The 24197-nt window shown below is 59.4% G+C and carries 19 protein-coding genes and 4 pseudogenes; 14 read left to right on the top strand and 9 right to left on the bottom strand.

All coding sequences use genetic code 11. From position 1 onward, the window contains the following. Window positions 1-14: 14 nt before the first annotated feature. A pseudogene (locus USDA257_RS37795) lies at window positions 15-247 on the bottom strand (Na+/H+ antiporter NhaA); the annotation flags it as partial. A gap of 440 nt (window positions 248-687) precedes the next feature. On the opposite strand from USDA257_RS37795, the gene tnpA reads away from it, so the two are divergent. Genes tnpA through tnpC form a run of 3 tightly spaced genes read left to right on the top strand, consistent with a single transcriptional unit; the run spans window position 688 to window position 3135 of the window. Beyond that, window positions 688-1155 (top strand): IS66-like element accessory protein TnpA, encoded by a 468-nt coding sequence (gene tnpA, locus USDA257_RS13020; protein WP_014761245.1) that lies wholly within the window; start codon window positions 688-690, stop codon window positions 1153-1155. Continuing rightward, the gene (tnpB, locus tag USDA257_RS13015; RefSeq protein WP_014761246.1) at window positions 1136-1489 is read left to right on the top strand and encodes an IS66 family insertion sequence element accessory protein TnpB; all 354 of its coding nucleotides are present in this window, start codon (window positions 1136-1138) and stop codon (window positions 1487-1489) included. The genes tnpA and tnpB overlap by 20 nt, the downstream gene beginning before the upstream one ends. 53 nt (window positions 1490-1542) lie before the next feature. After that, window positions 1543-3135, top strand: coding sequence for an IS66 family transposase (gene tnpC, locus USDA257_RS13010; RefSeq protein WP_014761247.1), 1593 nt, complete (start codon window positions 1543-1545; stop codon window positions 3133-3135). Window positions 3136-3550: 415 nt separating this feature from the next. Here the strand turns inward: tnpC and USDA257_RS33965 are convergent, their stop codons facing one another. The 3 genes from USDA257_RS33965 to USDA257_RS13000 all read right to left on the bottom strand — a co-directional run bounded on the left by USDA257_RS33965 (window position 3551) and on the right by USDA257_RS13000 (window position 6194). Next, complete coding sequence (locus tag USDA257_RS33965; protein ID WP_080605579.1) at window positions 3551-3856, bottom strand: hypothetical protein; 306 nt, start codon at window positions 3854-3856, stop codon at window positions 3551-3553. A 162-nt stretch (window positions 3857-4018) separates the two neighbouring features. Further along, complete coding sequence (locus USDA257_RS13005; RefSeq protein ID WP_014763428.1) at window positions 4019-5104, bottom strand: nucleotidyltransferase family protein; 1086 nt, start codon at window positions 5102-5104, stop codon at window positions 4019-4021. Then, the gene (locus USDA257_RS13000; protein ID WP_014763427.1) at window positions 5091-6194 is read right to left on the bottom strand and encodes a hypothetical protein; all 1104 of its coding nucleotides are present in this window, start codon (window positions 6192-6194) and stop codon (window positions 5091-5093) included. The genes USDA257_RS13005 and USDA257_RS13000 overlap by 14 nt, the downstream gene beginning before the upstream one ends. Before the next feature lie 105 nt (window positions 6195-6299). On the opposite strand from USDA257_RS13000, the pseudogene USDA257_RS12995 reads away from it, so the two are divergent. From USDA257_RS12995 to USDA257_RS33960, 3 genes and pseudogenes are all read left to right on the top strand, one after another. Next, window positions 6300-6903 (top strand): annotated as a pseudogene (locus tag USDA257_RS12995) (arsenite efflux MFS transporter ArsK); the annotation flags it as partial. A gap of 187 nt (window positions 6904-7090) precedes the next feature. Further along, window positions 7091-7870 (top strand): universal stress protein, encoded by a 780-nt coding sequence (locus USDA257_RS12990; protein ID WP_014763425.1) that lies wholly within the window; start codon window positions 7091-7093, stop codon window positions 7868-7870. A 77-nt stretch (window positions 7871-7947) separates the two neighbouring features. Continuing rightward, window positions 7948-8618 (top strand): annotated as a pseudogene (locus USDA257_RS33960) (IS5 family transposase); the annotation flags it as partial. A gap of 170 nt (window positions 8619-8788) precedes the next feature. Here the strand turns inward: USDA257_RS33960 and USDA257_RS12980 are convergent. Next, a complete protein-coding gene (locus tag USDA257_RS12980; protein WP_041414048.1) occupies window positions 8789-10303 on the bottom strand; it encodes an integrase in 1515 nt (504 codons plus the stop codon). Between the two features lie 110 nt (window positions 10304-10413). On the opposite strand from USDA257_RS12980, the pseudogene USDA257_RS12975 reads away from it, so the two are divergent. Together USDA257_RS12975 and USDA257_RS12970 are read left to right on the top strand one after the other, a co-directional pair. After that, window positions 10414-10512: pseudogene (locus tag USDA257_RS12975) on the top strand (IS5 family transposase); the annotation flags it as partial. A gap of 67 nt (window positions 10513-10579) precedes the next feature. Beyond that, window positions 10580-11794: an IS701-like element ISRm31 family transposase gene (locus tag USDA257_RS12970; RefSeq protein ID WP_080605578.1), complete on the top strand. Its 1215-nt coding sequence runs from the start codon at window positions 10580-10582 to the stop codon at window positions 11792-11794. 439 nt (window positions 11795-12233) lie between these two features. Here the strand turns inward: USDA257_RS12970 and USDA257_RS12965 are convergent, their stop codons facing one another. Beyond that, window positions 12234-12539, bottom strand: a complete 306-nt coding sequence (locus USDA257_RS12965) for a hypothetical protein (RefSeq protein ID WP_014763421.1) — start codon at window positions 12537-12539, stop codon at window positions 12234-12236. Between the two features lie 35 nt (window positions 12540-12574). On the opposite strand from USDA257_RS12965, the gene USDA257_RS36920 reads away from it, so the two are divergent. Beyond that, on the top strand, window positions 12575-12916 hold the full coding sequence (locus USDA257_RS36920) for a hypothetical protein (RefSeq protein WP_014763420.1): 342 nt from the start codon (window positions 12575-12577) through the stop codon (window positions 12914-12916). Between the two features lie 433 nt (window positions 12917-13349). Here the strand turns inward: USDA257_RS36920 and USDA257_RS12955 are convergent, their stop codons facing one another. Both USDA257_RS12955 and USDA257_RS12950 read right to left on the bottom strand, forming a co-directional pair. Then, window positions 13350-14021 (bottom strand): potassium channel family protein, encoded by a 672-nt coding sequence (locus tag USDA257_RS12955; protein WP_014763418.1) that lies wholly within the window; start codon window positions 14019-14021, stop codon window positions 13350-13352. Next, on the bottom strand, window positions 14014-15306 hold the full coding sequence (locus USDA257_RS12950) for a TrkH family potassium uptake protein (protein ID WP_048657381.1): 1293 nt from the start codon (window positions 15304-15306) through the stop codon (window positions 14014-14016). The genes USDA257_RS12955 and USDA257_RS12950 overlap by 8 nt, the downstream gene beginning before the upstream one ends. A gap of 271 nt (window positions 15307-15577) precedes the next feature. On the opposite strand from USDA257_RS12950, the gene USDA257_RS12945 reads away from it, so the two are divergent. The 5 genes from USDA257_RS12945 to nhaA (USDA257_RS12920) all read left to right on the top strand — a co-directional run bounded on the left by USDA257_RS12945 (window position 15578) and on the right by nhaA (USDA257_RS12920) (window position 22680). After that, window positions 15578-16585, top strand: coding sequence for an efflux RND transporter periplasmic adaptor subunit (locus USDA257_RS12945; protein WP_014763416.1), 1008 nt, complete (start codon window positions 15578-15580; stop codon window positions 16583-16585). 5 nt (window positions 16586-16590) lie between these two features. Next, on the top strand, window positions 16591-17832 hold the full coding sequence (locus tag USDA257_RS12940) for an ABC transporter permease (RefSeq protein ID WP_014763415.1): 1242 nt from the start codon (window positions 16591-16593) through the stop codon (window positions 17830-17832). Continuing rightward, on the top strand, window positions 17829-18500 hold the full coding sequence (locus tag USDA257_RS12935; RefSeq protein WP_014763414.1) for an ABC transporter ATP-binding protein: 672 nt from the start codon (window positions 17829-17831) through the stop codon (window positions 18498-18500). The genes USDA257_RS12940 and USDA257_RS12935 overlap by 4 nt, the downstream gene beginning before the upstream one ends. A 1062-nt stretch (window positions 18501-19562) precedes the next feature. Then, window positions 19563-21074, top strand: coding sequence for an amino acid permease (locus tag USDA257_RS12925; RefSeq protein WP_048657380.1), 1512 nt, complete (start codon window positions 19563-19565; stop codon window positions 21072-21074). A gap of 451 nt (window positions 21075-21525) precedes the next feature. Next, window positions 21526-22680 carry a Na+/H+ antiporter NhaA gene (gene nhaA / locus USDA257_RS12920; protein ID WP_014763411.1) on the top strand — a complete coding sequence of 385 codons (1155 nt, stop codon included), beginning with the start codon at window positions 21526-21528 and terminating at the stop codon, window positions 22678-22680. A 137-nt stretch (window positions 22681-22817) separates the two neighbouring features. On the opposite strand, the gene nhaA (USDA257_RS12915) is transcribed toward nhaA (USDA257_RS12920), so the two are convergent. Continuing rightward, entirely contained in the window at window positions 22818-24131 is a 1314-nt protein-coding gene (nhaA, locus tag USDA257_RS12915) for a Na+/H+ antiporter NhaA (RefSeq protein WP_014763410.1), read from the bottom strand. Between the last annotated feature and the right edge of the window lie 66 nt (window positions 24132-24197).

Below are 24197 nucleotides of genomic sequence, written 5' to 3'. Positions count from 1 at the left end.
CTGCCGGAGGCGGTTAGCAGGAAAAAGACGCTCATCAGAGCGTCGCTAATCCAGTGCTGAAGGCTCAGCGGACCGAAATAGGCATATAGAGCGGAGAAATAGGCTACCGATAAAGGTGAGTTGGCATGATTGCCAGTACGGCCGTCGCCATCAGCACAAGGCGGCCCGAGGCCTCATTGACGAGGAACTGACGAAGCGTCGACCGGGTACGGCCGCCACGCGAAAGTTTTTCGTACGATCTCGACAGGTGTCCACGTCCTCTGTTGCAACGTGAAGTGGCCTCTGCCGCACGCACCATGCGCCCTCCCGGTGATGTAAACGACGATACTAAGTTACGCCACAGACGTGCTGTTTATCCCGGGCATGTTCGGCTACCGCGGTGCAAATATGTGGCCGACCGCTGGACCCTGGCGGGAGGAGGATTTCCATAGAGGCGGCATACATGAACTGAAGCGGTTACCGTGCTTCAGTTCCGGGCTTTCGACTGGCAACGCAGTCCGTTCTGAACCGAGAAGCCCCCTTCCGATCTCTCAGAAGAGGCTTCCCGTGCCCGAGCGTTCGATTCACAGGCGAGGCGATTTTATGCAGCAGACCACGTTTATACAAGGTAAGCGCGAATTTCCCCGCACCTTCTGTGATGGTGTGAGCTTTGGCATTTGGTGTCCACCTAAAGGAGGTGGACACCAAATGATGGAAGAAGGTCAAAAGCTTGTCGTGCGACTCGTTGGTCGGAATGGACGACGCCGGTTCGATCCAGCATCGAAAGACCGTCTTATTTCGGCCTGCCTTGAACCTGGCGCATCAGTATCGAAACTTGCGCTCGAACATGGGGTCAACGCGAACCTCGTTTGGAAATGGATAAAGAAGGCCAAGGAGTTCCGTGCTCTGCCGCCGTCTTCGACATCGGCTTTTCTTCCGGTTCAGATCACCGCGGCGAGCAGCCTGCCAATGCAGAGCAGCGCGTTTGCGTTGGAGATGCCTGCCACGGATGGTGAAGAGCGACGATCGCAATCGGAGAGGATCGACCGGCTGTCCTCTCCAGCCAAGGTGAGCGCGTCACTGCCGAACGGTGTGAAGCTGACGCTGGAATGTAGTGATGTGGACGTGTTGGCAGCAATAATCGGAGCGTTGGGTCATGTTCAGACTGGGCGCTGACCTTCAGGTCTACCTGCATCGCGAACCGATCGACTTTCGGGCTGGCATCAACAGCCTTGCAGTTCTGGTCCAGGAGACGATGGCGCTCGATCCGTTTGCTCCAGCGGTTTTTGCGTTCTGCAATCGCCGTCGCGACCGGATGAAGCTCTTGTTCTTCGACCGATCGGGCTTTGTGCTGGTCCTGAAGCGGCTGACCGAGGACAAGTTCCGATGGCCTCGCCGTGAGGTGGCGGTGGTCACGGTGACGACCGAGCAACTGCACTGGATCCTCGACGGCATCGATATCGATGCGATGGTCCGCCACCCGGTGCGGCAGTATCAGGTCGCCGGCTGAGGGTGGCGAATTGAGCTGTTGACGTAGGGTAGCGGTTCAGATTCAAAACTACGATGAATCGAACCGGCGAACCGAGCGTTGCAGAGCTGATGGCGCAGTTGGCGGCCAATGCTGCCGAAATCGCCGCGCTGAAAGCCGAGAAGGAAACGCTCTCGCAGCGGGTCGTCAAGCTGGAGGAAGAGCTGGCGCTTGCACGGCTCCATCGCTTTGCGCCGCGCAGCGAAAAGCACGTTGATCGCATCTTCAACGAAGCCGAAGAGGCTGCGGACGAGGATGGAGCGGACAGCCACGAGAGCGAGGTCATCGACATTCCGGACACAGGCCTGCCGCCTGTCGAAAGCACGACGGGTCAGAAGCGTGGCCGCAGACCACTACCGCAGAACCTGCCGCGCGAGCGCGTCGAGTATGACCTTCCCGACGATCAGAAGGCTTGTCCTTGCTGCCGTGGGCAGATGCACCGCATGGGCGAGGCCGTTACCGAGCAACTTCATATCGAAGTGAAGGCGAAGGTCTTACAGAATGTGCGGTTCAAATATGCATGCCGCCATTGCGACCGCACCGGGATCAACACGCCTGTCGTGACCGCGCCGATGCCGGTGCAGCCCTTGCCGGGCAGCATCGCCACGGCCTCGACATTGGCCTTCGCACTCGTTCACAAGTACGTCGACGGCACACCGCTCTACCGTCTGGCGCAGACCTTCGAACGCGCCGGTGTTCCTGTCAGCCGTGGTGCTCTCGGCCACTGGGTGATCGGTTCGAGCGAGAAGCATCTGCATCGCATCTATGACGCGCTGAAACTGCGGCTCAGGTCGCAACCCCTCATCCATGGCGACGAGACGACCGTTCAGGTCCTGAAGGAAAAGGACAAAGAGGCCACCAGCACATCGTATATGTGGGCCTATCGGAGCGGCGACGACAGTGACGAGCCGATCGTGCTTCTCGATTATCAGCCGGGCCGCGGCCAGATTCACCCCCAGACCTTCCTCGGCGATTACCGCGGCATATTGATGAGCGATGGTTACACCGCCTGGCGCACGCTGGATGGCGCGATCCATATCGGATGCATGGCCCATTCGAGGCGGCGCTTCGTCGATGCCCTCAAAGCCAGAAAGAAAGGCGGCGGTCCGCCCGAGCAGGCTCTCCGGTTCTTCGAACAACTCTATCGGGTTGAAAGGCAAGCACGAGACAAGAAGCCTGATGCCGGCGAAACGAAGGCCGACAGCGTTCGCCGATTCCGACAGCAACACAGCATACCCGTCCTGACCGCTCTCAAGGTATGGCTCGACGAAATCGCGCCGAAGGTCATGCCGGACACCAAGCTGGGCGATGCTGTATCCTACACCCTGAACCAGTGGGATTATCTGACGCGCTACACAGACGATGGCAGGATGCCGATCGACAACAACATCTTGGAGCGCGACATCAGAGTTTTTGCGACCGGCAGAAAGAGCTGGCTGTTCAGCGATACCACCGACGGAGCCAAGGCCAGCGCCGTCATCTACAGCCTCATGCTGACCTGCCGTGCCTGCGGCGTCGAGCCGTTGACGTGGTTGCGCCACGTCCTTACCGAATTGCCTCAACGCGCGGGCGATGCTGATATCGACGACTTGTTGCCCTTCAACTTCACACAGACTGCCACCGCCTGACCAGATGCCGTTCCCAACGCAAGACGATCCGTCGAAATCGCCGGCGTCAATGTGCGGGGAAAATCGCGCTTACTATACAAGCGTGTTCGAATGCAAACAATTTGTCGCGAATTCATCCTCAGGTGCTGAGCGCAATATTGCGGGAGGCGCTGCCAAAAGCGCTAAAGAGGGGAGAAATTGTGCTCGGCGAAAGCAAGTGCCAAAGCGGATATTCAATGCATGGCTGGCTCTGTATCAGCGGCTGAGCTTTTGACCTCGCGGCGGCGTGGGCTAAACGTCAGCAGCAGAAAGTTCGTTTCGTCGGTACCAATTGTCTGAGACGTACCTAGACTCGGTAGAGGCGCCGCGCATGGGAACCGTTCGGCGCCTTTGCACGCTGTCAGCCGACACGAGTTTGCCGACTGTTCAAGCCGGGTTATCGGGCGCCGCCGACTTTGGAACTACTCTGCGAGTAGCCAGCCCCCGGGCCTCCTCGGGATACGCCTGCGCCGTGGTAGCTGCCCTTGTTTGTCGCATCCGGACCGTTGCCCCAGCCATTGTTGGCGTGGCTTCCGCCTCCACCACCGCCGGAAGCCGCTATTGCGTTCGACGTGAGGCTGGTGGAAAGCAGCATGGTGACCGCGGGTGGAGTGACGACTGCAAAACGACCGCACTTCTTCAGGAATTCGCGCCGGTCTTCTTCGCACCTTGACGGCAGACCATCAGTTTTTTCGGAACTCATAAGCGCCCTCCCTCGCATTTCTTCCCACATTACAGCAAAGGTCAACTCATTTGTTAATGGCTTTTGCGTTAATCCAGAATGATTACCTGGGAGAATTCCCAATAGTGTTTATCAGGTTAGCAGTGACCGGAGAGGAACGCAGTTCCGGCTTGCTGCCCGCCTCTATAGTTTTCCAGGTGGCTTGGGACGAAAAATGCGCCGCAACTCGCGGAGCTTTCGCCTGATCTCCTGCGACCGGGAAGGATAGCGCTCGCCGCCGAAGCGATCCCAGGACGGGTAGTGAAAGATCTCCGTCAGAAGCGTCAGAACAGTCAACGGGACGGCGAGATAATCTCGGCCGAACTGGAGCCGGCGCCGCGCTAATTGGCAATGCGCCAGCTTTCCAAAAAAGAGACCGCCAGCACCCTCAAGGCCGAACAGCGCATCGGCCGTGATGATCTGCGTATCCACGGCATTTCTCTCATAGCCGGCGGCGAAGAGCGATCTCAATTCGTCCCAGTCTATTTTTGCCGAGCGCGCGAGTTGCGCCATGTCGAGAAGGTGGCGCAGATCGAGGAGACCGCGCCAATAGTCGCCGTCCTGAAACTGGTCATGCAGGATCAGGAACACGACCTGCACAAAGGGCGACGGAATATGGACATGGATTCCATCGAGGTCCGCCCGGCGACTGCGACCGTAAAGCCATTCGACGTCGCTGAAGGAGGCGGGACCTCTCGGCCGACACTGAAGGTCGATTGCGCCCGCGTCCCTCGATCGCGCCAGCACCGCCGGCAGATGATACCTGGGATTTCCCGGCCAGGAGCCGCTGCCGGCCGCAAACTGGATCTCATATCCAATCCGCCGGAGCGCGGCGATCGCATCGGGTATTTCCTCGGGCCGCACGAGAATATCGAGGTCCGTCAGAAGCCTCGCGCCGACCGCTCGGTGCTCCCACCCCAGGAGGAGAGCCGCGCCTTTCATCATGATCGGCTCGACGCCGACACCGTTCAGGCAGCCGATCGCCTCTGTGAGTTGGGCAGACAGCCTGGAGTTGCGCTCAGCGTTTCGCTCGTAAATCAGAGAAAAATAGGAGCGAACGTCCTCCGGTATGTCCACGGCCCCAGCTAAGCTCATTGCGGCGGCAAGAGACGAGATCGTCAGGCTCCTGTTGGCATCTGCTATGACTTCATCCCAATCCACCTCTCCGGGAGGAGTGCCCTTGAGGCAGGCGACGAGGGCAAGAAGACCGCGATAGCTATTCCCCGTCATGGTACCGGCTCAAGGTCTCTACGGCCTTATCGAGCCGCGAATAGGTCAGTTCGATGACCCTGGCGCCCGAGACCGCGATTAGGAGGGTCTGGAACTGCCGCAGGTGCAGCCTACGCATGGGCGTGAAGGCGCCAGCAAGCAACTCCGAGAGAGCGCGAAACGGCTCGACCTTCCTAACCGCCGCCGGCCCGCTTCGCCGGCGGCGGATGAGCACGATGCATCCGAGCGGAACTGCCTCGGGGGAAGCAAGGTGGACCGGCGCGAGGTAGCGCACACGCTTGTTGTCGAGACGGCGGTGTATCGGAGCGATGTGGATCGCATCCCGCATTCCCTCAAAGAGGCGCCACGAACCCTCTTTGAGCGCCGGCGCAAACGCTACGCCGCGTAGCCGGCCATCCTCGTTCAACACAGCGATATCATCTGCGCCATAGAAAAACCCGGCCTCGCTCAGCGCCAAAGCGAGCGTCGTCTTGCCCGCTCCGGGGGCGCCGCAGATCAAGAGGCCATTCCCGTTCTTCACCAGAAGCGCGGTGTGAAGGGCGACGGCCGCGCCGAGGTTCTGGAGGACGTCGTCCGTCAGCAGCGTTTTCAATGCCGGCACCGCCTCCGCGGCCGTGACGATCATCGCTTGCGAACGATGTCGGCTGATGCAGGCGCGCTCACCGAAGCGGCCCACAGAGTAGGTAATCAGGGGCTGCATGCCGGACGCGGCCTGATGATCGAAAACGGGAAGGATGCTATCGAGCAATCCCCGATCGTGATAGGCAATCGACACGGCCGTGCCGGCGAGATCGAGCAACTGCGTGTGCACAGGCGCGCCCTCGTCCTCGTCGAAGGCGACGTCCAGTACCCCGCGTCGCGACCATTCGAGAAGATAGTCCCTCACGAACGAGCGCGCTGCGACACGACGTGAGCCGCGCGCCACAAGCGCATTTTCCAAGTCGTGAGCCGACATTGCCTCGGCAAGGAGGCAGGTGAGATAGGCAGTGATGTCGTCAACTTCGAAAATCTGCTGTGACGACTCGACAAAGATCGTCTTCCGCTCGCCAAGCAGGAAAAAGCGTGCCCCGTCGGTGAGGCGGATCTTCATTCGGTCCCCCTGCCCTCCGCTAATGCAAAGACGCCTCCCCGCTTTTTTCCTATCGTAGCTGAGCGCGAGACAGACCGAAATCTATCTAACTATATACGCCGGCGTAGCCTTCACAAGCACCTGACATGGCGCGAAATCTACACCGCCTACGCGGCATTGAACCTGCTCGTCTGCCTTCCGCGAAGCCGGAGGTCCGAAGCAACCGCATTCACGGGTGAAGACCGAGAGGCGATCGTCGGCGCGTTTACGTCTAAGGTCAGGCGACGTGGCATGTTCCTTGTTTCATTAGCTTTTGCCCTGCATGGGTTCACGCTTTCGGCGATACTGATGCACATGGTTCCGATGCTGGGATCCATCGGTTTCGGCACGGCAGCGGTGGTCATCGGCTCGCTGTTCGGACCCGCGCAGGTCTTGATCAGGCTTCATCAGTATGGCATTCGGCAAGAACCTGCCGCCACCGATGCTCGCGACGCGCTCGGCCACCCTGATAGTCGCGGCTGTCGTCGTCGTTGGCGTATCCGGAACGTGGCTGCCCGGTGCTGCCGCCTTCGGAATTTGTCTTGGTCTCGGTTCGGGCATCAACAGCATTGCCCAGAGCGCGCTGCCGCTCTGGCTGTTCGGATCGGCCGGCTACGGCGCAATTACCGGCCGCATGGTCGCCGCCCGGCTGGTGGCGGGTGCGCTTGCTCCCTTCGTTTTCTCCGTATTATGGAGCGGCTCGTGGTCGCCTCCGAAGCGACCAAATCAGGCCTTCCTTGCCGCTTGTGCACTCAGCCCGACATCGCCGCAGCGGGTTTTTCTTTGCAGGCATCCGGAACCTGCCGCGTCAATGGGTATTAAGGGTTCACTGAGATGGGGTTCGCCTCGGCATTACGCCTTCGCACATGGAGGAAGCTATGGGCTATAGAGATATCGTCGTCTATTTGGACGTTGGAGCAGATTGCCCTGCCCGAGTGCGCACCGCCATAAATGTCGCTGCCAAGCACCAAGCCAGACTGATCGGCGTCGACATCAGCACAAAGGAAGCACTGGAAGGGGAGAGCCGCGATTCCGCGATGGCAATCGAGGCCAAATTCACCACGGCAGTTCAGGAGGCTGGCCTGGATTTCCAATATCACCGGGCAAGGCCGGAAGCTCATACCGCAGTGCTTTTTGCCCATTGCGCTGATCTTCTGGTAACGACACAGCCGCATCCGGATCGCCGCCATCTTTCCAATTCAGCAGTTCCTCAAGAAATTCTGATGACCGCCGGGGTTCCCATGTTGGTGCTTCCGACGGGCTGGGCCGGTGAAGGTGCAATCGGCGAGCGGGTGATCGTTGCCTGGAATTTCAGTCGAGAGTCAACCCGCGCCGTTCATGATGCGATGCCAATCCTCAAGCTAGCGCGCAAAGTTTTCCTGTTCGTTTTTGCGAGCAACTACAGCGACCAAAATGAAGATGTTCAGGAGATAAAGAGCCATCTCGAACATCACGCGGTTACGGTTGCCTTGGAAGGATGGCGCGATACCGGGGAGACCGATTTCACCGGTGCGTTATTTGCGGTCCTCGACCGAGAGAGTGCAGATCTTATCGTATGCGGCGCGTATGGCCACTCGCCGCTCTTTGAAGATATGTTCGGCGGCGCGACGCGCAATCTGCTGAATAACATTTCAATGCCGGTTCTGATGTCGCACTAGGCCGTAGTGACGATTTAAGATTTGGGATTCCCATCAGGGTGCAAATCAGATTCAACGCTGGCTTTTGGAGGCCAGCGATGGAAGGCGAAGCTCTTCGTGACGATCAGTGGGAGAAGGTGAAGCCGTTCGTTCCCGGGGGACGGAAGGGAAGGCGCGGCCCGCGCAGCGACGGGCGCCGCTTCTTCGACGCGTTGTTATGGATGGCCCGTTCCGGTGCACGCTGGCGTGATCTTCCAGAGCGATTCGGCCCATATCAGACGGCCAAGCGTCGCTATTACCGCTGGATCGAGATGGGCGTGTTTGACCGCCTGTTCGAAGCGATTGTCCGTGATCCCGATCTCGAATGGCTGGCGATCGACGCCACTGTCATCCGGGCGAATGCACAAGCCGCAGGCGCGCGGCGCAAAAGGGGGGACCTGAAGCCCAGGCTCTCGGGCGCTCGCGCGGCGGCTTCGGCACCAAGCTCCACGCCGTCGTAGATGCACTCGGCCTGCCGATCCGCTTCGCGATCGGACCCGGCCAGCAGAACGACATGGCGCCAGCCTGCGGCCTTGTCGCCGGACTGGCTTCAGGCCAAGTCATCGCCGACCGCGCCTACGATGCCGACAGCCTCCACGACGCCATCCTGGATCAGGGCGGCGAGCCGGTCATTCCGCCTCGCCGTCATCGCAAGCATCAGCACGGCTATGATCGGATCGCCTACCGCCAACGCTGGGGAATTGAGGGCTTCTTCGCCAAACTCAAGCAGTTGTAGAGCGACAATCTGGCTGAGATCACGTATTGCCGCACGTAACGATGCTCCCCGATATTCGTACGTTGCCTCATTCATTTTGCTCCCGGGTTGGGGCGAAGGAGGCCGGGCGCGGAGATGGCAGGGGTTTCGCAGCGCCTGGCCTCCTTCGCGAGCGCCACGGCACCTCAGTGCGGCCTTGCGATTTGGTGGATCGGCGGCTCCTTGTTCAAGGTGCCAAACAGCAACGCGTCCGCCTGTTCGCTACGCCAGACCTTCAGCCGGCGCTGAAGTGTTCGAAGCAGCTTGTCGGGGTAATCGCCGGGATACTCGGCCTGCAGACGTGACAGAAGTTCACTGCCGGTTCGCCATGGTTCGGCTTCGAACCAACTTCGCAAGTCGGCGGTCGCCTTGACGAGAGGGTCAGGACGCCGCCGTCCTCTTTTGGCCTTTACAATCGGACGATCCGTCGGCCGGGTAGCTCCGTCCTTCCAGGCCGTCCGCAAACTCGCGAGGAAAAGGTCGATCGGCTGAGCTACCCCGTCAGTGCGCATGGCCGGCGGCGTGTCGGCAAGCGCAGCGAGTCGCTCCTGTAGGGCGCGAATATCGCGCAATAGCAGGACAGGATCGAGCCCTGCGTAGATTTCCTGCAGACGGGAGCGGACTGCATCTGACGTGCGAGCGTCGGCAATCAGACGCTGATGCGGCGTGGCTGGCGGACTATACGTCTTGCGCACACGAGCGCCGTCGCGCTGCTTCGCGATCAATTTGAATGATGGCTGAAAGAAGTTTACGAACAGCCGTGCTGATCGGTAGAGCTTCGCTAGCAGCGTGGCGGCCTCCAGTCCCTCGAACCGACGATATCCAACCATCCTGCGCACGACGGCGCCATTCTTCTGCTCGACAAAGGCCTGGTCGTTCTTGCGGTAGGGGCGGCAGCGCGTGAAGACAATGTTGGCGGCGTCACAATAGGCCTTCAACGTCTCGTTCATGAAGACGGTGTCGTTGTCCGTATCCAGGCCGAGAAGCGCGAAGGGCAGTTGCTTGCGCAATTCTGTGAGCACACTGCTCAACAGTGTCTGTTCGCGAACCAGCAGCGGCGCACATTCCGTCCAGCCAGTCGCGATGTCGGTGAGAACAAGGGTTTGGATGAAGCTGCCGCGAGCCGAAGGGCCGCAATGGGCGACGAGATCCGCCTCAACGAAGCCTGGCGCCGGATTGTCCCAATCCGCCGACGTTCTAATGGGAATGCTCCGTCGCAGGGCGTGCGCCGCGGGCCGCCGTCGAGGGCGTCCCAAACCCTCTCGGATCGGTCCCAGCGTCCTGTCGATCGTGGCCGCGCTCATCGCCAGCAATTTGCCGCGGATCTCAGGCGCGAGGTTAAAATGACCGTGCCGTTCCATCGCCTCGACAAGGACGGGTAGCAACGCCTTCAGCCGCTTCCCACAAACCCGATCAGACGCCTCCCACAGCAATATGAGCGCATTGCGTTCCGCTTCATCATAAACCCGCGGCCGCGCTCGCCGACCTGTAGGCTCTCTCCCGTGGCGCCGCAGCAGGCGCATCGCGTGCTTGCGGTGAAAGCCCGTGATGACGACGAACTCATCCAGAATTCTCGCCTTCTCCGTTCGCGTCGAAGCACGATAACGCTCCGAAACCGCCGCCGTCAGTTCTTTCCTCGTCGCCATGCTCAGCTGTCCCATAGTCGCCCCTGTTCATACCCCTCGGTAGGGAGCAAATTATGTGAGGCAACGGTTGAGTATTCGGGAACAGTTTCGACGAGGCAATGCGCGTCTCATCTTGGTTGTCGCGCTGCAAGCAGTGGCGCCGCATCGCAACACGCTACGATAAGCTCGCAGCAACCTTCCTCGGATTCGTCAAGCTCGCCAGCATCATGCTCTGGCTCAAATGATTAAATCGTCACCACAGCCTAGCATCACAGTTGCATATTTATTTATGATCTGAATCTATGGGTCTCCATGATTCGGAGGTCATGGATGGCAGGTGCATCAATCGAGACGACGCTTGAGCTTTGGGCATCATCGTTGCGCGACGTGAAGGCTCGCATGCGCGGACTGTTTACGCAGGAGCGAGTTGCAGCCTCTGCGAACCTTTTCCTGGACGGCTTGCTGGGTGACGAGCGGCGTAAGACAGGTTGGATGCGTGCTGAGGCGGCCGGTGATCCCGGCCCGTGGCGGCAACAAGCCATTCTGGGGCGCGGGCGCTGGGACGCGGACGCACTTCGCGACATCGTGCGAGAGTATGTCGTAGAAAACCTCGCCACGGATGATGCGGTCCTGGTCATCGACGAGACGGGCTTCCTCAAGCAGGGCAAGACATCGTGCGGTGTTGCACGTCAATATACAGGTTCGGCTGGCAAGATAACGAACTGCCAGATCGGTGTGTTCGCCGCCTATGTGTCCGTTCGCGGCCATGCCTTTATCGATCGAGCCCTGTACTTGCCCAAGAGCTGGACTGGCGATCCGGCAAGGCTTGCAGCAGCTCATGTTCCTCAGGCTACAGCCTTCGCTACCAAGCCAGGCCTGGCTGTCGAGATGATACGGCGTGCGCTGGCAGCCGACGTGCCGTTTTCATGGGTGGCCGCAGATGCGGTCTATGGCGTCGGGGACGTCGAAGGGACCCTGCGTCGAGCCTGCAAAGGCTACGTTCTTGGGGTTAAATCGGACCACCATTTCGGCTCCTGGTCGGGTAAGCCTCCGGTCGCCGGCACAGCGCAGGAGATCGCCCGTGATCTCGATCCAAGTGCATGGCAACGTCTTTCCGCCGGTGAGGGCACCAAAGGCGCGCGGCTTCATGACTGGGCCTATTGCGAACTCGCCGACCTCGATGCCGACGAATATAACGAGACGAAATCTGGGCTTTGGACCCGTGGCCTGCTGATCCGGCGCAATATCAGCGACGGTGATCTCGCATTCTTCACCACATGGTGCCCGGCCGGGACGGACATCCAGACGCTCGTTTCCGTTGAAGGCCATCGCTGGGCGATCGAAGACAGCTTCGAGACCGCCAAGAACGAGCTCGGACTCGATCACAACGAAACCCGGTCATGGCATGGCTGGCATCGCCACGTCTCCCTCGTCATGCTTGCCTTCGCCATGATGGCGGTGATCCGGTACCGCGCCAATGACGCGACGCCCCCAAAAAGACCGCGGATGCCGACCATCAGGACTTGATCCGCTGGTCTATCCAGGAAGTCCGGCGCATCGCCATCAGGCTTGCTCAGCGTCGCATAAGCCCCGCCTACGTCATCGCATGGTCATGCTGGAGGCGCGCCCATCAGGCGGCCGCTCGACGAGCTCACCTCAAAACTAAATGCAACTGTAATGCTAGATTAAATCGCAGCATTGAACGGTCAATTTGGCTGTTTTCGTTCTGAGTGGAACCGTTTGCCGGCTGCGCGGATAGTAGCAATCCTTGGCGCGAGCACTCGACCTCACGATTTTACGCGTGAGACCGGTCTCGATGTCAATGAAATCGATCCTAGCGGGATAACGATCTCGACACCCAAACCCGCCGGCGCATAGTTCAGTTCCACCTGTCCGCCTAAATCGCGGCTCACAGCAAACTCAATGAGCTGCGTAAAGGTTGTAAATCAGCATATAATGCCGATCGTCAAGAGGCGGTGTCCTGTCCGGCCGACCATGTCGTTCTCTTCTCTGGAGACAACGATTTAAAGGCTCTTTTGGAAGCGTTGCAGCTCAATGGGTGTTGGTCGAGGATGATGCCGCGCTGCCTGTAGACACTGCCTTGCGCCTGCTTCACCGCATCGATCTGCCGCTGGTGGTCAGAGAAGCGCTGGTCATAGCCCTCCCAGACGCGATCGAGTTCCGCGCGCGGCACCTGGGCGTCGTGGATGTCCTTCAGCGCCGCCTCCTGGCGTAGCCGGTCCTCGGAACCTCGTGCCGATCGCCATTCCATTTCCTTCTGAGAAACCGCCGATTAGAAACGGGGACATGCGTTTCCTCGAGATGAGCGGTGTTGTCCTTGATCGGCTGCAGGGCCATGAAGCCGACGCCCGTCAGCCTGGACCCCGGACGCTCAGCGCCGCCCAATTGGCCGGCAACGAACTGTTGCCGTTCCCGTTCATATCATCATCTGCCATTTCGTCCCCGATGCCCCATGCCTATGCTATTCAAGAGATGGCCGCCGCGGAGAGGAGACGGCGGACGCATGATGTCATTCGCCGATCGGCTCCTCGCCGCCCAGCGCCCGTAGAGAGCAATGCCGGCGCCAATGACCGCGCCGAGAGCGATGAACAGGGCGATAGCGTTCTGAAACTAGAGGGCATGTCCTAAGCCGCCGGCCCAAGCTCTTTATCAAATATGTAGCTCTTCTTCTCGGGGGTATTTTTGCTTACGTCTTGCAAGAGCGCGCTTCTGCCGGCGCACTGTCAATGCGTTACGAACGTTGCTCCTTTGGTCCATCGCGAACTACCTCGGGCCGGCCGGTCTGCAGCATGCCATTAACGAGAAAATGGGGATCATTCAGAGCGCTCAGAAGCGCGGCCCTAGAATCTAGGATATTCTATAGGCAAGCCAACGTGGAAGCGTCCGATAACAAACATCGACAGCAGCATTCGTGTCTGGTGGCAGATCCGCGAGAGCGTGAAGTCGCCGCGCTCGCGGCTTCGACAGCTACATGGCAAGGGACCTTTCGATGTCGGAGAACTGCGAGCAACTTTGATCACACTGCCGAAAACCGCCAGTTCGCCGACCGAGCCCAAATGCGTCAAGTAAGCGCTGCGAACCTTTCCACCAGTTTGGTCGGTCCTGACACGATCAACAGATCACCCGCCTCGACCATTGTTTCCGGCGTGGCATACGTAAAGTCCATCTTCCTCCGCTTGACGCCGACGATGGTCACCCCGTACTTGCTACGAAGACCGGATTCTCCCAGCGTCTTGTCGATAGCTTCTTCCGGCGCGGTCGTCTTCACGATGGCAAAGCCATCATCGAATTCTATGAAGTCGATCATCTTGCCAGTGACCAGGTGGGCGACACGCTCGCCCATGGCCGCTTCCGGATATACGACATGATGCGCTCCGGTACGCTCCAGAATGCGACCGTGGTTAGGATTGACGGCCTTTGCCCAGATGTCGGGCACTCCGAGTTCCGAGAGCGCCAGCACGGTAAGCACGCTCGCTTCGATATCCGTTCCAATTCCGACGACCGCATGCGGAAAGTCCTGGACGCCGAGGCGACGCAGAGAGTCTGTATTGGAGCTATCAGCCTCCACGACGTGGGTCAGCCGGGTGGCCCAGCTCTGAACCAGCTCCGCGTTTTCGTCGATGGCCAACACCTCATGGCCAAGAGAGACCAGTGATTGTGCAACGGCGCTGCCGAAGCGGCCGAGACCAATAATGACGACCCCGTCCCCGCGGGGAATGCTGTTCTTAGCCAACGATTGGGCGCTCCTCTGGATATCGGAAGAGTATATTGCGCTCTTGCAGCGCGAGCGCGCTTGCAATTGTGATCGTGCCGACGCGGCCGATGTACATCAAGACGATGACAACAAGTTGCCCGGCGGGAGGTAGTCCTGCAGTAATGCCCGTAGACAGGCCAACGGTCCCAAATGCCGAGATGACTTCAAACATGACATCCTCAAGCGGGAAGCTCGTGACGCTGAGGAGAATGAGCACGCCCCCGCCAACAGAGGCAACTGACAACAATACAATTGCCAGTGCCTGGCGTTGAGCATGGGCGCCGATACGACGTCGAAACGCGGTTGTATCGGGCTGACCTCGAATCTCCGCCCAGACAACAAATCCAAGAAGGAAGAACGTGGTGACCTTTATGCCGCCGGCGGTTCCGGCACTGCCGCCGCCGATAAACATCAAAGCATAGGTCGATACCAGCGTCTCGATACGCATTTCTCCAATATTGACGCTGTTAAAGCCGGCGGTTCTCGTCATGACCGAATGGGTCGCCGCGTTCAGCAGCTTTCCCGTCCATTCGTATGATCCCAACGTTGCCTGATTGCCCCACTCGTAGACGGCCGTCGCAGCGAGTCCGGCCACGAGCAAAAAAGCCGTTCCAAGCAGGGTAATCTTGGTGTGGATAGACCAGCGTTGCGGCTGCCGCGTCGCCTGCCGGAGCTCGAAGAGAACCGGAAAACCAATGCCGCCGATGATGACTGCGGCCATGATCGGAACAAGGATAAGTGGGTCGAACGCAAATCCGATTAGGCTATCGGAATAGGTTGAGAACCCTGCATTATTGAACGCGGAGACCGCATGAAACAGCCCATGCCACAGCGCGTCGCTCCAATCATGATCATAGCCGTATCGGAACCGCCAACTGAGCACAGCCGCGGTCAGCAGTTCGACTGTCACTGTAACGAGTAAGATGAGACGAAGGACGCCAGCGACATCGCCCAGAGTGAGGCTCTTGGTCTCCGTCTGGGCAATGAGACGGCTACTCAGTCTCAGTCTGCGAGTAACGAGGAGACCCAGAAGCGTTGCGCCTGTCATGATTCCGAAACCACCGACCTGGAACAGCGCAAGAATCACGCCTTGGCCGAAGCCGGACCAGTACGTCGGTGTGTCCTGGACGATAAGCCCCGTGACGCAGACTGCCGAGGTGGCGGTAAACAATGCGGTAAGCAGGGGAGCAGCTCCCGGCCCCGCGCGAGAGATCGGCAGCATGAGCAAGGCTGTGCCTACAAAAATGGCAATAAGGAATGCCATCGGCACAAGCCGTGCAGGGTGTCGGATGGATCGTGGCAAAAATTCCACCTCATTGGATGTGCAGCTTGCAACGCTCTGACTCGCCCGCTGCAAACCCAGAATCGCTACGCCGGATTAATATCCGCTACTATCGGTTACTGAAATGATTCGCCCGCCTGGATACGCGATTCGGATTGCATTTTGTTCGCTTATTGAAAGTTGCTTAAGGATGGAGTTCGTGAGACCGACGCTCGGTCTAACGGTGTAGGTCATACTCGCTCGGGAGCGTCTGGTGCGGTTGAAACGCTGGATAATCGGCGCCATTGGTCTTGCGGCCATAGCCGCATCCACAGCCTTGTTTGCATGGCGCCCCACGCCGGTCTCCGTCGTGGTTCCGTCGCGTGGAGCCGCGGCAGAAATCGTCTATGCGAGCGGCACGGTCGAACCGCGCACCTGGGCCAAGGTCGCTCCGGTGGTCCGCGACAGAATCGTCGAGCAATGCGACTGCGAAGGGTCGCTGGTGGCGCGCGGTGATATCCTTGCTCGACTCGATGACAGCCAGGTACGCGCCACGCTGGGTGAACTGGAAGCGCGGCTGGGCTTGGCTCAGGAGGAATTCCGCCGCCTCTCGGTGCTTGCGGAACGCAATGTGACAAGCCAGCAGGCGGTCGATCGGGCTCGATCCGACCTCCTGCAGATCGAGGCACTGATTGCCGGACAAAAGGCGCGCCTGGAAACTTATGTTTTGCGAGCCCCGAGCCCCGGCGTCGTGCTCCGGCAGGATGGCGAGGTCGGCGAGGTTGCTGAGCTCGGGACGGTGCTTTTCTGGGTCGGCGAGCCAAAGCCGCTGCTGGTGGTCTCCGAAGTCAATGAGGAGGATATTCCGCGCGTCGAGGTTGGCCAGCGCGCGCTCCTGAAAGCGGACGCTTTTCCGGGGCAGAATCTGGAGGCGGTCGTCGACAGCGTTACGCCCAAGGGCGACTCTGTTACGAAGACCTACCGCGTCCGCCTGCGCCTGCCGGACGACACGCCACTGCGGATCGGCATGTCGACCGACGTCAATATCGTCATCCGTGTCTCCAACAATGCGCTCTTATTACCTTCATCGGCCGTAAACGGGAATCAGGTCGTCCTGGTCGAAGATGGAAGGGCGCGGCGCCACGAAATTCGGACTGGGATTCGTGGCGCTAACGGCATCGAAGTTCTTTCCGGCATCGACGAGAACGCCCGTGTCGTGTCACCCTATCCTGCAGTAGCCGACGGTGCGCGCGTGACCTTCGCCGCCGCCTCGCAGGAATGAGTGTAATGCCGCTCATCTTCGACATCGCAGCCACCCATATCGCCGGCCGCGGTCGCCAGATGCTGGTTGCCGTTCTGGGCGTGGCCGTCGGAGTCGGATTTTCGATCGCCATGGCGGCGCTTATGCAGGGCGGGCAGGACGATTTCATCAGACAACTCGTCGACACCATGCCGCATGTCAACATCACTGACGAGCAGCGAACGGCGCGCCGCCAACCCGCTGAGGACGCCTTCGCCTCGGTGGCAATTTCCGGGCTGAGGCCGCGCGACGACCGACGCGGCATCATCAATCCGACGGCCGCGACCGCCTGGCTGGCGAGCTGGGTTCCTGGACGGTTCGCCGCAAGCCTCAAGGCGCAGGGCGTAATGCGATATTCCAGCCAGGAGGTGGGCGCGGCGATCATCGGGGTCGATCCCGAGCGTGAGCTCGGTGTCTCGCCTATCGTGGAGGACTTCGTCGAAGGAAGCTTCGCTGCACTTGCTGCAGGCGGCAACAATGTTCTGATTGGCGACACAATGGCGACCAGGCTCGGTGCGAGTCTGGGCGACACGGTCACGGCGGTGTCTTCTGAGGGGCTGACCCGTAATTTTAAGATAGCCGGTCTGTTCCACACGGGAACCACCGCACGTGACGAGGGCGAGGCCTATGTGCTTCTGAAGAATGCGCAAGTCCTGTCCGCGCGGCCGAACGCCGTCAACGAAATCCGTATCAAGCTCGACGATCCGAACAACGCGCCGTCGGTGGCGCGCCGTGCCGAGGCCGAACTCGGCTACAAGGCGGTGGCGTGGCAGGAGGCAAACGAGTCGATTCTCGAGGCGCTCGTGGTGCGCAATGTCATCATGTATACGGTTGTCGGCGCGATCATGCTGGTCGCGGGATTCGGAATCTACAACATCATCTCCACCATCACGCATGAGAAAGCGCGCGACATCGCCATCATGAAGTCCCTCGGCTTCCGCGAAGCCGACATGCGCCGCCTCTTCCTGCTCGAAGGCGTGGCCATCGGCGTGGCAGGCTCTGCGCTTGGCTGGCTGCTCGGATTTTCGATGACCTATGCGCTGTCACTGGTGCGCTTCGAGATCGCAGCGACGGGACAGGAAATGACGCATCTGCCGATCGCCTGGAGCCTGCTTCATTACGTCATCGCCGCTGCTTTCGCATTGGGCTCGGCGGCGTTGGCTGGATACCTGCCGGCGCGCCGCGCTGCCGGCCTCAATCCTGTCGACATCATCAGGGGTGCGACATGAACGTGCTCATCGAGACCGAGAACCTGACGCGCGTCCTGCCGGAGACCGTTCCCGTCACGCTGGTTAGAAATGTCTCGCTATCGATCGGCGAGAACGAGTTCGTCGCCATCACGGGGCCGTCCGGGTCGGGCAAATCCTCCCTCCTCTACCTGCTCGGCCTGCTCGACCGGCCGACAAGCGGCACACTCAGAATTGCCGGCCGCGATACCGAGCCGATGGATGAGCGCGAGCGGGCAGCCACGCGGCTCTCCAAACTCGGCTTCGTCTTTCAGTTTCACTTTCTCTTGCCGGAATTCACGGCGCGCGAGAACGTCGAGATTCCGATGCGCAGGCTCGGGCGACTGGCCCGGGGGCAAATGCGGGAGCGAGCCGGCGAATTGCTCACCTCGCTGGGACTGGGGGAACACCTCGACAAGCGGCCTGACCAGCTTTCCGGCGGACAGCGCCAGCGCGTGGCGGTCGCGCGCGCGCTCGCTAACGATCCTTCGCTGATCCTCGCCGACGAGCCGACAGGCAGCCTCGATAGCCATAGCTCAGAGCAGGTTTTCAGGATACTCGAAGGTCTGGTGCGCGATCGCGGCAAGACGGTCGTGGCAGTCACACACGATCTCGAGATTGCCGAGCGAATGGACCGGAGAATCCAGCTTATCGACGGCAAGATTAACTAATTTCAAAAGACTAGTTTCCAGCGGTGTCAAGCTGGCCAAGCTCAGGCGGGCAAAATGGCTCACTGCCCGCCCGACTCAAGCTTTGGCCAGCGCGATCGTCAGCGGCGTACAGTCAACGGAAAATACGCAGCGCATCCCAGAGCATGGCAAGAAGGCCGGGATATGGCTTCGCTACCTCGCGAACATATTCCGCAGCCTTTCCGGATCGCACCGTTGCGCCGGAATGGCAGCTACATACGACGTGGTGCAACTGCCAATCGGCCAATCCGAAGAAGCGCTTCGCGTCCCCATAAGTGTCGCCTGTGAGACCGTCGGCGCGAAGTGCAGCGTCCTCAGATGCTATCGTGATAGGAGAACCTTCGCTTCGCATACTGTCGCGTATGAATTCAGGCTCATACTCAGTCTCGGTGAGCGTTGCGAGGGACCGGTCCGGATCTTGCTCCAAGAGATGCGCCCATCGCGCGAGGCGTTCGTCCCGCGACATCGCGGGGGCATCCATTCCGGCATGAACGGCCGCCACAGCATGGAGTCTTTCGCGTGTATGATAGTTCATGGTGGCCTCCTCCACCTCCGATGATCTTTCTAAAGAGAAGTATTGCGCCTTAGGATCAGGTCGGCAAGTAAAGAATAAGACAGAGCCTGGCCGAGTTATCCTGTCACGCAATCAGCCACTGAATGGATGACATTGAGTTCATGCGACAGAAGTATGGTAATCAATACAAAAAAATGAGCGACGTGCACCCAGCTACCGCCAATTGCACATTTGCAGCGGAAGTGTGGGTTTTGGGAGCGCGGTAACATTCAAATACGTTTGACAAAGCCTTCGATTGAGCATGAAATCAGCAAGAGTTTCTGGGTAAATCTTGCATGCGACACAGGCATTGGCTTGTTACCCCGCCTCAGTTGTTCGCTTCTGAGCGGTTGTTGGCTGGCAGCGTGCTCTTCGAAACTCGGGCCACAGAAGCCATACGCGCCCGATTAACCCGAGGGGCTTTGGAAGCTCCAGCTTCACTTTGCCTACTAGGCCGGAATCGCAGCGAACATCCGCGAAAGGCAACTGCCATGGCCGACGACAGCAAACAGCATGAAGGTGGGGTGATCTATCACATACCTGGGCAGGAGTATTTCTCCATACGCGAGCTTAGGCGTCATGCGGGTGTCTTCTCGCTCTGGGCTCTCGGTGTGGGGGCGGTCATTTCCGGTGACTTCTCGGGCTGGAATCTTGGCTTTGCCGTCGGCGGATGGGGCGGCATGTTCATCGGCACCATTCTGATCACAATCATGTATCTCGGCCTGACTTACTCCATCGCCGAGATGAGCCCGGCCTTGCCGCATACGGGCGGCGCCTATTCTTTCGCGCGGACGGCATTTGGTCCATGGGGTGGGTTTATCACCGGCGTGGCGGAAAATATCGAATATGTGCTCACCCCCGCGGTCGTGGTGTTCTTCATCGGGGCATACCTGACCGGCATTTTCGAGACGCCGCAGTACTTCCAGCCCGTCTGGTGGTTGATCGGCTACATCGTCTTCGTCGGTCTTAATGTTCGGGGAGTGGAACTCTCGTTTAAGGTCACGGTGATTGTCACACTAATTGCGCTGGCCATTCTGGTGTTCTTCTTCTTGAGCGCCATTCCGTTCATCGATTTCAGCAGGTATGCGATGAACGTTGGCGTTGATCCGGCGACTGGTACGGCCGTCGAGCTTCCGGAGGGTGGCGGACCGTTCCTCCCGTTCGGCATCTATGGCGTGCTGGCCTCGATGCCTTTCGCCGTCTGGCTGTTCCTTGCCATCGAGCAGTTGCCGCTAGCCGCCGAGGAATCGGTCGATCCGAGGCGCGACATGCCCAAGGGCATCATGCTTGGCATGTTCACATTGATTGCGACCGGTTTCCTGGTGCTCATCATCAATCCGGCCATTCCTGACGGCGCTTTCAAGCTCGGTTCCTCGGGCGAGCCGATCCTCGACGGCTTCCGTGCGATCTACGGCACGGGCTGGGCGAAGATCCTGTCGTTGTTTGCAGTGGCTGGACTGATTGCAAGTTTCCACGCGATCATCTTCGCCTTTGGTCGGCAAATCTATTCGCTGTCACGCGCCGGCTATTTCCCGCATTTCTTGTCGGTCACCCATGGCGCGCACAAGACGCCGAACACAGCACTGGTTGCCGGGGCGCTGGTCGGTTATCTCGTCATGCTGGTGGTCTGGTTCACTCAGGGCGGTGAGCAGGCCGGCTCCTTCATAGGCGGTGTGCTGCTGAACATGGCGGTGTTTGGCGCCATGTTTTCCTACCTGCTTCAGGGGCTGACTTTCATCCAACTGCGCCGCGCTTTTCCGAACATCGAGCGGCCCTACCGCAGCCCGTTTGGCATACCAGGTGCGGCGCTTACCGTCGTCATAGCGCTGGTGACGATCGCGTTCCAGCTCGCCGATCCCCTTTATCAGAGGGGCATCATCGGCGTCGCTATCTGGTATGCACTGGCGATCGTCTACTTCGCCGCCTATGGCCGCAAGACGCTCGTCTATTCGCCAGAGGAGGATTTCGCGGTCAGGCAGCGCGAAGGCGCGGCGTCTATGTGAACGGCCGGTATGCCGGACGAGCTCTTTCGCTGAGGCTTCTCCAAGCACCGGAGCACTGCCGTGTGCCCTTCGGCAGTGGTCTCGAAGCGATATTTTAAGTGAATGCCGCATTCGGTTTGACATGCATGCGCTGTTCATGATCAGACAGGGCCGCAGCAATGCGCGATTTGCCCCAGGGGGCGGCCCGATGGAAAGAGGTGTCGCATGACTCTCCTGAAGCGCGGATTTGTCATTCTGATAGTCACACTGGCTTTTCTCCAGGTCGGTTTATCTGCCGCTCTGTATTTCGGATGGCTGCGGTAAGCTACCGTGGGTGAGACAGGAAGGGAAACATCGGTCATGCGGCGGATGTTCCCTAGCTTCGCAGGGAAAATTCCACGCAGCGCCCCTTATTGCGAACCGGTTGCGATGCGCTCGGTTTGGGTGCATCGCCCTCAAGGTGAGCGTAACCATGAGTCTGCTGCGCCGGCTTTCAGACAAGAAATTCTCGGCAGCCCTGCTGCTCATGATTGCAGCGCTGCTTGCGATCGTGCTGGCGAACTCGCGCTTTTCCCCATCCTACTCCGCAGCGCTCGGTCGCAATATTGGTCCATTCAGTGTGCAGCAATGGATCAACGACGGACTGATGGCATTGTTCTTCCTTCGCATTGGCCTCGAGATCAAGCGAGAGTGGGCCTACGGAGGACTCTCGAGCTGGCGACGCTGCCTTCTACCGGGCGCTGCGGCAGCGGGTGGCATGCTAATGCCTGCCCTGATTTACATCGTCCTCAATCTCGGCAGCCCGACGGCGTTGCGGGGCTGGGCCATACCGTCCGCGACCGACGTAGCCTTTGCTCTCGGCGTCCTTTCGCTACTGGGACCTCGCGTTCCGTCTTCCTTGAAGGTTTTCCTGACCGCGTTGGCCATTATCGATGATGTAGGAGCCATTCTTGTCATCGCGCTCTTCTACGGCCACGGCCTTTCGGTACCTGACCTCGCGATTGTGGGAGTTCTCTTATCGCTCCTCTTTCTTCTGAACCGCCAAGGGGTGAACCATCTTGTTCCCTACGCGCTGCTGGGTTTGGTCCTGTGGGCGTTTTTGCTGCGGTCGGGTGTGCATGCGACGCTTGCCGGAGTGCTCGTAGCACTGGCGATCCCTGGCCATCTCCGTCATGACGCGTCGGATGCGACATTTTCGGCATCGCCGCTCCACCGGCTCGAACATTGTCTCAGTACACCCGTCGCCTTCTTAATCGTGCCGCTGTTCGGATTCGCCAATGCGGGCGTTTCATTCGCAGGTGTCTCTCCTAGCACCCTGTTCGAGCCGGTCACCTTGGGCGTAGCCGCAGGCCTATCCATAGGCAAAATAGTCGGCGTCTTCGGCACCGTCGTCCTATTGGTAAATTCAAAGGTTGCTGATTTGCCGGAGGGGGCAACCTGGACTCAAGCGGCCGGGACCGCGCTGCTCTGTGGATTTGGTTTTACCATGAGTTTGTTCATTGCTCAGTTGGCGTTCACCGAACCAGAACTGAAAGACAGAGCCAAACTGGGAATCTTCGCCGGTTCCCTTGTTGCGGGAGCCTGCGGATACGGCATTTTGAGGTGGGCCCCTCGAAAGCCCTCTTAGGCAGGTACTTGCGCCGGCGCTCTGATATCCCGGTTGCTGCCGACGGAAGAAAACAGAGTTCAGTCCCAATGACATGAAAAAGGAACCAGGGATTGCATCGGTTCATGTTGGAAAGAAGCGCCACCCAACGATCTTCCCTACTCGGAGCGACATTTCCGCCCTACCACACTCAATACTGTGTAGCCGGCAATGCCTGCCAAAACCGAGCCGGCGAGGATCCCGAGCTTTACCCGGTCCTGGATTCCCGGTTCATCAAACGCCAGAAGCCCGATGAACAGGCTCATGGTGAAGCCTATGCCACACAAAAGAGCGACACCTAAGGTCTGGCTCCAGGTTGCAGTGGCGGGCAGATCAGCAAGACCGGTCCTGACCAGGATTGCCACCGTCCCGAAGACACCAACGAGCTTGCCAATCAGCAACCCCGCCGCCACGCCGAGCGTCAGGGGTTCGAGCAACACCGAAGGCGTAACGCCGGCGAATGACACGCCGGCATTGGCAAAGCCGAATATCGGCACGACCAAGAAAGCTACCGGCCTTTGCAGCGCATGTTCAAGCTTGTGCAGCGGCGACTCGTGGTGCGATGCTTCCGGGGTGCCAGGAGTCAATTTCAGCGGAATTGTCATGGCCAGCATCACGCCGGCCAATGTTGCATGAATGCCTGAGAGAAGCACGAGTAACCACAGGGTTGCGCCGGCCAACAGATAGGGCCACAGGCGAGCAACCTTCAAGCGATTGAAGGTGATCAGAACGGCGACCAAGCCGCCGGCGGCGGCGATCGCGATGAAGTTCAGAGCGTCGGTGTAGAACAATGCGATAACAATGACTGCCCCGAGATCATCGATGATTGCCAGGGCAGCAAGGAATATCTTCAGCGAGGCGGGCACGCGTGGTCCAAGCAGCGAAAGGACGCCGAGGGCGAAGGCAATATCAGTGGCCGTTGGAATAGCCCAGCCGCGCAATGCTGTCGGGTTTGCCAGATTGAAACCGATGTAAATCAGGGCTGGCACCAACATGCCACCCGCCGCGGCGGCTCCAGGCAAAATTCGGCGGCTCCAGCTCGATAGATGACCATCGAGCATCTCGCGCTTTATTTCAAGGCCGACGAGCAGGAAGAACACGCTCATCAAAGCGTCGTTGATCCAGTGTTGAAGGCTTAGGGGGCCGACATGGACGTGCAGTGCCGAGAAATAGACCGGTGCAAGAGGTGAGTTTGCCACTCCAATGGCAAGTACGGCTGTCGCCATCAGCACGAGGCCGCCCGCAGCCTCATTATCCAGGAATTGACGGAGCGTCGACCGGATACGGCCGCTTTGCGAAGTGTTTTCGTAAGCTTTGGACAAAGTGCTCACGTCCTCTGTTGCAAGGGTTCTGTTGTCTTTGCCAATAAGGCGAGACTCCGCCGCAGGCAGTGCGCCTCTCAGGTTCATGTAAACGACGAGGCCGAGTTTCACCAGAGAGGCCCTCCAATCTTGCAGCGGGCATCATCAAGGAGCCGTTGGCGCGCCTCCTGGTTTTGG

The organism is Sinorhizobium fredii USDA 257 (assembly GCF_000265205.3).
Classification (GTDB): domain Bacteria; phylum Pseudomonadota; class Alphaproteobacteria; order Rhizobiales; family Rhizobiaceae; genus Sinorhizobium; species Sinorhizobium fredii_B.
Note: the sequence above shows the minus strand (reverse complement) of the source record. Positions and strands in the feature narration are given on the sequence as shown.